The following is a 2,137-nucleotide window of genomic DNA, read 5'->3' as shown; positions in this document are numbered from 1 at the left end:
GAGGCCGGGGCGTCGGTGACCGCGTGCGCACCGGCGTAGCGGGCCCGCCCGAAGGCGAGCACGGTGAACCCCGGGCCGGCCAGCACCTCGTGCACCCGGCGGTCGCCGCACCACCCGTCCGGCGCCCGGTCGCCCGCCCGTACGGACCCCGGCCGGGCGCGCAGGTCCACCGACAGCGCGCTGCCGCGGTAGTGCACCCCGAGCTGCCGCAGCGCCGGGTCGCCGCGGTCCATCGCGTCCTCGCCGCCCGCGCGGGCCCGGTTGAGCAGGGCGGTGCTGATGCCCAGCACCTCGGCGGCGACCGGCACCCGCTCGGCCTCGTAGCTGTCCAGCAGCTCCTCCGTGCCCAGGGCCAGTTTCCAGCCGAGGTTGTAGGCGTCCTGCACGCCGGTGTTCAGGCCCTGGCCGCCCGTCGGCGCGTGCACGTGGGCGGCGTCGCCCGCCAGGAACACCCGGCCCACCCGGTAGCGGTCGACCATGCGCACGTTGGGCCGCCACGAGCTGGACCAGCCCAGGTCGCCCACCACGAGGTCGTCGCGCCCGGACACCTCGGTGAGCAGGGCCTGGAGGTCTTCGACCGAGGCGTGCTCCAGGAGCGCGGTGGTGACCTGGAAGGTGTCGGTGCCCGCGACGGGGCACGCGCTGATCGCCGGGTGGTTCGAGTCCCCGTCGACCCAGACGTGCCAGTGGTCGCGGTCCAGGCCGGAGATCCGCACGTCGGCGACCAGCTGCCGGTGGTCCTCGTCGGTCTCGCCGACGAACCCGACGCCCAGCGCCCGGCGCACCGCGCTCCGACCACCGTCCGCGCCGACCAGGTACTCGGCGCGCACCCGCCGGCCGCCCAGGTGCGCGGTGACCCCGGAGCCGTCCTGCTCGAACCCGGTCAGCTCCACCCCCGTCTCCACCCGGCCGCCCAGCTCGGCCAGCCGTTCGCGCAGGATCCGGCAGGTCCGCCACTGCGGCAGCATCAGCGGCTCCGGGTACGGCACGCCGTCGCGCGGCGGGGAGACCTCCCGCATCGACCGCTCCCACACGACCTCGTGGCGGCGGTAGGCGCGCACGGGCGGGTACGGGCCGCCGTGTTCGAGGACGCGGTCGACCACCCCCAGGTCGGCGAAGACCTCCAGGGTGCGGGGCTGGAGGCCCTTGCCGCGGGAACCGGCGAACGCGCCGGGGTCGCGGTCGACGACGAGGTGCTCGACCCCGCGTCGGGCCAGGTCGCAGGCGAGGGTGAGACCGGTCGGGCCGGCGCCGGCGATGAGAACTCTGGTGTCCATGCCGGGCACGGTGGCCGGGTGCGCTGTCAGGGCGCCGGCAGCGCGCTGCCGGCGCGTGGTCCAGCCGTGGCAGTCCGGGGTGGGGTTCGGGTCGGGGCGAGCCGGCCGGATCCCGTCGGGTGTTGTCCGGTTGTGCGGTGTCGCGCCCGGGGGAGCGCTTGTAGCGTCGTCGGCGGTTTCTTTTCCGGCGTGAAGGAATTCCTCCGTGACTGTTGTCGTGCCGATTTTGATCGGCGTTGTTTACGTGGTGTTGTGCTCGTTCATCGAGGAGCCGCACCGCCGGCGGTTCAACGCGGTGATGGTGGCGGGCGCCGGTGCCGCCTACCTGAGCGGCGGTGGTTTGGGCGCCTGGGAGTTCGCCTTCACCGCGGTGGTGACGTATTGCGCTTTCCGCGGCCTGGATTCCTGGTTCTTCATCGGGCTGGGGTGGTTGTTGCACACGGCGTGGGACGTGGTGCACCACGTGAAGGGCGCCCCGATCGTCCCGTTCGCGGAGCATTCCAGCCTGGGGTGCGCCATCTGCGACCCGGTGATCGCGGTGTGGTGCCTGGCGGGCGGTCCGTCGGTCCTGAGGTGGTCGGGGTGGCGGCGGGGCGCCCCGGCCGAGCGGGGCGCCGCCGGGGTCAGCGGTCCACCAGGTCGCGCAGCGCCTTGACGATGTCGGCGGGGGCTTCCTCGGCCATGAAGTGGCCGCACGAGACGGTGGTGTGCTCCAGGTCGTCGACCCAGGTCCGCCACCGCGCGGTGGCGTCGTAGCCGAGGGCGGCCCCCCAGTCCTGCTGGAGGACGGTGACGGGCATGCGGAGCCGGTTGCCGGCGCGCCGGTCGGCGGTGTCGTGCTCCACGTCGGTGGTGGCGGT

At 74.4% G+C, this 2,137-nt stretch carries 3 protein-coding genes; 1 reads left to right on the top strand and 2 read right to left on the bottom strand.

Going from position 1 to position 2,137, the window contains the following annotated elements; translation table 11 throughout:
* The coding region (locus ACFV4N_RS43095; protein WP_499678479.1) for an FAD-dependent monooxygenase at positions 1 to 1,277 on the bottom strand (1,277 nt) is incomplete at its 3' end.
* A 205-nt stretch (positions 1,278 to 1,482) separates the two neighbouring features.
* Between ACFV4N_RS43095 and ACFV4N_RS43090 the strand changes: the two genes are divergently transcribed.
* Positions 1,483 to 1,932 carry a DUF6010 family protein gene (locus ACFV4N_RS43090; RefSeq protein ID WP_499678478.1) on the top strand — a complete coding sequence of 150 codons (450 nt, stop codon included), beginning with the start codon at positions 1,483 to 1,485 and terminating at the stop codon, positions 1,930 to 1,932.
* Here ACFV4N_RS43090 and ACFV4N_RS43085 read toward each other — a convergent pair.
* The coding region (locus ACFV4N_RS43085; protein WP_499678477.1) for an alpha/beta fold hydrolase at positions 1,901 to 2,137 on the bottom strand (237 nt) is incomplete at its 5' end. The genes ACFV4N_RS43090 and ACFV4N_RS43085 overlap by 32 nt on opposite strands.

Source organism: Actinosynnema sp. NPDC059797 (assembly GCF_042732085.1).
Classification (GTDB): domain Bacteria; phylum Actinomycetota; class Actinomycetes; order Mycobacteriales; family Pseudonocardiaceae; genus Actinosynnema.
Note: the sequence above shows the minus strand (reverse complement) of the source record. Positions and strands in the feature narration are given on the sequence as shown.